Annotated in this window: 7 protein-coding genes; all 7 read left to right on the forward strand. The window is 30.1% G+C overall.

Annotation, left to right across the window (positions count from 1 at the left end; genetic code table 11):
• Positions 1 to 115: 115 nt before the first annotated feature.
• On the forward strand, positions 116 to 1,054 hold the full coding sequence (locus ACX6CF_RS20235; RefSeq protein ID WP_458787183.1) for a DUF1385 domain-containing protein: 939 nt from the start codon (positions 116 to 118) through the stop codon (positions 1,052 to 1,054).
• Positions 1,023 to 1,886 carry a peptide chain release factor N(5)-glutamine methyltransferase gene (gene prmC, locus ACX6CF_RS20240; protein WP_458787184.1) on the forward strand — a complete coding sequence of 288 codons (864 nt, stop codon included), beginning with the start codon at positions 1,023 to 1,025 and terminating at the stop codon, positions 1,884 to 1,886. The genes ACX6CF_RS20235 and prmC overlap by 32 nt, the downstream gene beginning before the upstream one ends.
• A 91-nt stretch (positions 1,887 to 1,977) precedes the next feature.
• Positions 1,978 to 3,051 (forward strand): peptide chain release factor 1, encoded by a 1,074-nt coding sequence (prfA, locus tag ACX6CF_RS20245; RefSeq protein WP_458787185.1) that lies wholly within the window; start codon positions 1,978 to 1,980, stop codon positions 3,049 to 3,051.
• 310 nt (positions 3,052 to 3,361) lie between these two features.
• A complete protein-coding gene (locus ACX6CF_RS20250) occupies positions 3,362 to 4,597 on the forward strand; it encodes a cation:proton antiporter (protein ID WP_458787186.1) in 1,236 nt (411 codons plus the stop codon).
• A 125-nt stretch (positions 4,598 to 4,722) separates the two neighbouring features.
• Complete coding sequence (locus tag ACX6CF_RS20255) at positions 4,723 to 5,130, forward strand: hypothetical protein (RefSeq protein WP_458787187.1); 408 nt, start codon at positions 4,723 to 4,725, stop codon at positions 5,128 to 5,130.
• A 31-nt stretch (positions 5,131 to 5,161) separates the two neighbouring features.
• Entirely contained in the window at positions 5,162 to 5,515 is a 354-nt protein-coding gene (locus ACX6CF_RS20260) for a hypothetical protein (RefSeq protein ID WP_458787188.1), read from the forward strand.
• Between the two features lie 196 nt (positions 5,516 to 5,711).
• Positions 5,712 to 6,143 (forward strand): CBS domain-containing protein, encoded by a 432-nt coding sequence (locus tag ACX6CF_RS20265; RefSeq protein ID WP_458787189.1) that lies wholly within the window; start codon positions 5,712 to 5,714, stop codon positions 6,141 to 6,143.
• Positions 6,144 to 6,328: the final 185 nt, after the last annotated feature.

Genomic DNA, 6,328 nt, shown 5'->3' on the forward strand with positions numbered 1-6,328 from the left:
ATTATCCTCAACTTCTTTTAACATTATATAGTAAAATTAAAAAAGTAGATAAAAAAAAGATTACATGTTATAATTTAAGAAGTTTTAAAAATAATATAATATGGAAGTGATATAATTGAAACCAGTAGATATAGGCGGTCAAGCTGTTATCGAAGGTGTTATGATGAAAAACAAAAACACCTATGCGGTTGCTGTTAGAAAACCAGATAAAGAAATAATAATTGATAAAAGAGAATATACTAGTTTTTCCGAGAAAGTAAAGCTTTTTAAACTACCCATATTTAGAGGTATGTTAGCATTTGTAGAATCATTAGTCATAGGAATGAAAATTCTTACTTATTCAGCTGAATTTTTTGAAGTAGAAGATGAGAATGAAAAAGAACCAGGTAAATTTGACAGATTTCTAACTAAAACATTTGGAGATAAATTAGATAAAGTTGTAGTAGGCTTTTCTGTTGTGCTGTCAATAATATTGGCAATGGGATTATTTGTGTTATTACCTTTAGGATTATCTCAGTTAGTAAAAGATAAATTACCTAATGAGAGTCTAATTAATTTGGTAGACGGTGTGATTAGAGTTATTATTTTTCTAGCGTATCTGAAAATAATATCATTGATGAAAGATATACAAAGAGTCTTTCAATATCATGGAGCAGAACATAAATCAATAAATTGTCTAGAACACGAAGAAGAATTGACTGTTGAAAATATTAAAAAACAATCAAGATATCATAAGAGATGTGGTACTAACTTCTTGCTTATCGTGGTTCTTATGAGTATATTGGTATTGATGATTATTGACGTTAGAACATTTTGGTTAAGATTCGCTGTAAGAATATTGTGCTTGCCATTAATAGCTGGATTATCATATGAGATTATAAAATGGTTAGGTAGATCGGAATCAAAAATTGCAGCTATTATTTCAAAACCAGGATTATGGCTACAAAGATTAACAACAAGAGAGCCAGATGGTTCACAGATAGAAGTTGCAATCGCTTCTTTGAAAGGGGTCTTAGTTACTGATGAAGAAGACCATAAGGAATGCACTGGATGACGGACTTAAGATTTTATCACATAATAATATTGTTGATGCCAGATTAGATGTTAATCTTTTACTAGAACATGTACTTAAGGTTGATAAAGTATATACTATAATCAATAGTAATGAATTAATATCTGATGAAAAATATAATTTGTATATTAATCTAATAGAGATGAGAGCTAAGGGTAGACCCCTTCAATATATAATTGGATATCAAGAATTCATGGGATTAACATTTAAAGTTAATGAGAATGTATTGATTCCCAGACAAGATACAGAAGTTCTTGTATTAAAGGCAATAGAGTATATTAGAGAAAACAATATAACTAATATACTAGAAATTGGTACAGGTACGGGATGTATACCAATAAGCATATGTTATAATTGTAAAGATGTTATGGCTACCACAGTGGACATATCTAATGAAGCACTTAAAATTGCGGAAGATAATGCAACTATTAATGATGTAACTGATAGAATACAATATGTTAGAAGTAATCTATTTGAGAATGTAGACGAAGATTGTGATTATCAGCTTTTTATATCCAATCCACCTTATATTAGAAGTAAGGATATAAGTGGGTTAATGGTTGAAGTAAAAGAACATGAACCTTTAGGAGCTTTGGATGGCGGAGAAGATGGACTATATTTTTATAGAGAAATCTCTAAAGAAGTTAAAAAGAGAACAAAGAAAAGGAGTTATGTTTTATATGAAGTAGGATATGATCAAAGTGCTGATGTGAAGATGATTTTGGATGCATTGGGGTATGGTGATATTAAAACATACAAAGATTTGGCTGGAATTAATAGAGTTGTAGCTGGTGCATATAATAATAAGGGATAGAAATATTCTCTGCGAGAAGAAGCGACATAGTCGCTTTTGTTGCGATAATTTCATAATTATAAATTCCCTAACAATATAGAGAGGTGTAGTTATGTTTGGTAAATTAGATGGAATTGTAAGTAAATTTGAAGAGATATCTGAGATGATTAATGATCCAGATATTATTAGTCAACAAGATAGATGGCGTAAGCTTATGAAAGAGCATAGTGATCTATCACTCATAGTTGATAAATATAAAGAATACAAAAATACTAAAATTAATTTAGAAGATAGTTTATCTATTCTAGAAGAAGAAGAAGACCCAGAAATGAAAGAAATGGCTAAAGAGGAATTAAGCGAAAGTAAGGAACGAATAGTTCAGATAGAAGAAGAATTAAAGATACTTTTACTACCAAAAGACCCTAATGACGATAAAAACGTATTTGTTGAAATTAGAGGTGGAGCTGGTGGAGATGAAGCTGCTTTATTTGCTGGAAGCTTATTTCGTATGTATTCAAGATATGCTGAAAACAATAGATGGAAAGTTGAACTCATAAGTTTTAACGAATGTGGTGTTGGTGGATTTAAAGAAGTAGTGTTTATGATTACTGGTAAAGGTGCTTATTCAAAGTTAAAATATGAAAGTGGAGTTCATCGTGTTCAAAGAGTTCCTGTTACCGAATCAGGAGGTAGGATTCATACGTCAACAGTAACAGTAGCTGTTTTACCTGAAGTTGAAGATGTAGCTGTCGAGATTAGCATGAATGATATTAGAGTAGATGTTTTTAGAGCTTCTGGTAATGGTGGGCAATGTGTTAATACAACTGACTCAGCTGTTAGAATTACGCACTTACCAACTGGATTAGTAGTAAGTTGTCAAGATGAAAAATCCCAACTTAAAAATAAAGATAAGGCTCTAAAAGTACTTCGTTCTAGATTATATGATATAGAACAAGCAAAACAGCAAAAAGAAGTTGCTGAAAATAGAAAAAGTCAAGTAGGTACAGGAGATAGAAGTGAAAAAATACGTACCTATAATTTCCCTCAAGGAAGAGTGACTGACCATAGAATCAAATTAACATTGCATAGATTGGATGCTATACTTGAAGGCGAAATTGAAGAAGTAGTTGATAGTTTAATAACAGCTGATCAAGCAAAGAAATTAAAAAATATAGAGAGTATATAATATTATTGGGACTGTCTTATAATAATCTATTTCACTGTGATATAAATGTGAAATAGATTGTGAGATAGTTCTATTTATATATAACATAATGAGATTAAATATCTGTACATATATTTAATCACTCATTTTATTGTGCACTTTTGTCATATATAGTATGAAGTGTTATAGGATTAGGCGAAATTTTGATATATTCTACTAAAAAAAAGATGATAATATAGTGATATTCGACATTATTACCATTGCATATTGCACATAATAGTAGTAGAATCTAATTTGTGCTATTTTAAAATTATATTAGGGGGCATAAAAAATGGATTTAGCAGCAATGATGCAACATGCAGAAGAGTATCATTTTTTATTACAACTGGCGATACTATTAGTAGCCGCTGCAGTTGGTGGATGGTTGGCTTCAAAAGTATCAATGCCACCAGTTCTTGGACAAATATTAGTAGGGATTTTAATTGGTCCGACGGTGTTTAATTTGGTAAACGGTGAAAGTCCGTTAATACATGATATATCACAAATAGGTGTTGTGTTTTTAATGTTTTTAGCTGGATTAGAAACTGATTTAAAAGAACTTAAGGCATCAGGAAAAGGTGCTTCAATAATTGCATTGGGTGGTGTACTGTTGCCGTTGGGATTAGGAACACTGGTTCCATTATTATTCTTCAAGAGTTTTTTACCTGACGGAGATGCACATCATCAATTAATGTTTGCATTATATATAGGTACAATTTTAACAGCAACTTCTGTTAGTATTTCTGTTTCAGTTCTTAGAGATATGAAACAATTAGGAAGTAAACAAGGGATTTCTATTTTGGGTGCTGCAATAATTGACGACGTAGTAGGAATTATCTTATTAGCTGTAGTATCAGGTATGGTTAATCCTTCAGGAGATACAGATATAAAACAATTGATGATAAAAATTGTATCATTCTTCGTTATAGCTGTTATAGCAGGTATAGTTATTTCAAAAGGAATTACCAAATTTGCTCAAGGTTCAGTGTGGAGAGATAGAATTGTAACATTTGCTATTATTTTATGTTTTGTATTTGCATATTTAGCTGAGATGTTTAGTGTAGCGGCAATCACAGGTGCATATTTTGCAGGTGTGGCACTTGCAGCAACACCATATAGACATCGTGTTGTTAGTAAAATACAATCATTTGCTTATGCATTATTTACACCAATATTTTTTGTAAGTATTGGACTTAGTGCAGTAATAACAAGTGATATTGTTAATTATATAGGTTATGCAATAGTAATAGTAGTAATTGCTATTTTAGGTAAAATTGTAGGTTGTGGTGTTGGTGCAAGGTTATCAGGTTTTAGTCGTAAACAATCAATGCAAGTTGGTGTGGGTATGATAGCTCGGGCAGAAGTAGCCTTAATTGTTGCCAATCAAGGTCTGAGTAGCAAGATAATCACAAATAGAACTTTTACTAGTGTTGTTTTATTAGTAGTTATATCAACAATCGTAACACCTCCTATTCTAAAATTATTATTTAAAAATGAAAAACCAGTTGAAGTCTCAGATTGTGAATAGTATAATAATATTTTAAATAGAAAATGTCATATAATAGAAATAAAATATTATTTAAACTAATCGTTGACTAGTAACAGTCCTTAGTATGAGGACTTAGTGATAATAAAACATGAAGGAGTGATAGTGTGTACGTATTGTTTATTGTATTAAATGAACCTGAATACTTACCTGAAGTTTTATTTAAAATGAAACAATTAGGTATAAGAGGGGCAACCGTCATTGATAGTATGGGTGCTACAGCTATAAGTAAAGATATTTATAATATACCTGTAATCGGTGGTTTCATGAGATCTATTGATGGTGATACTCATTATAACAAAACAGTATTTTCTGTTATTGAACGTGAAGAACAAGTTGAATTGGTTATGAACCATATAGAAAGAGTAATTGGTGGTGACATGAAAAAACCTAATAAAGGTATTATGTTTGTATTACCTGTTACACATATGCGAGGCGGAGAATTACAGCGTCATATTGAAAGTAGAGAAAATAAAAAAGTAATGGCTAAAGAATTTGAAAGTGAATATTATTAAAAAAATCCTATTTAAGAAAAGAGGATGATATATGATAAACTGTAAGTATATTCTTTTTATAGTTATAAATGATATCAAAAAAGCCAAAAGTGTCAAAAAAAAGTTATCACAAATAGGAATATCTAGATATACTGTAGTTGATACATTTGGATTATCAGCAATAGAAGATTGCGGTGCAAAAATATCACCTAAAATGTTTAATTACATGAATAATGCTGATAATAAAAAATATAATAAGACTGTTTTTGTTGCACTTCCCAATGAAGAAGCAGCAATAAATGTAATGGATGAAATGGAAATAATCCTTGACTTGAATACGGATAAAGCAGGAAAAGGAATAATGTTTACTGTTCCAATCTATAAGAGTCATGGGATAAGAATATAGCGATAATATTAATCTTCAATTAAGTGAATGAGCTTAATTGGAGATTTTTACGTTATGGATGTTCATTTTATCTACAATTCTTTAGATACAATAGTGTAGTTACATAATTGATTAGGTTATAATTAACTTTCTGTATATTATATTACTTTTCTTCTAATAATAAATGTGTAGATTATAAGAAGGAGAGTGACTTAACATGAAAGCTAAAGAAATAATGACATCTGACATAGTTTCCGTTAATGAAAATACATCAATCAAAGACGCTGCAAGAAAAATGAGAGATGAAGATGTGGGTTCAGTACCTGTAGAAGAAAATAATGAGCTTGTCGGAATTATAACTGATAGAGATATCGTTTTAAAGACTATAGCTGAAGATATTAATGCTCAAGATGCAAAGTGTAAAGACATCATGTCAAAAGATGTTATAACTGCAACACCTGACATGAATGTAAAAGATGTAGCTGATCTAATGTCACATAATCAAGTGAAAAGAATCCCTGTTGTAGAAGATAAGAACGTAGTTGGTATAATTTCACTAAAAGATTTATCACAAGCTAGAGCTTATGAAAATGAAGCTGGGGAAGTATTAAATGATATTACAGAAGATGATCATGATACTTTTAGCTAAGTAAAATATTTTATTGTACAATTATATATAAGTTGAATAGAACTAGCAATTATTTAGTTCTATTCAACTTATAAAATCAAGGAAAATATTTTGAACTTTATTGAAATGAGTATAGAGATGTTTAAGTTCAATATATAGATGGTAACGCACAAATCTAAAAAAATATGTCAAGCATTTTTGAAAAT

Source organism: Vallitalea sediminicola, from assembly GCF_054408565.1.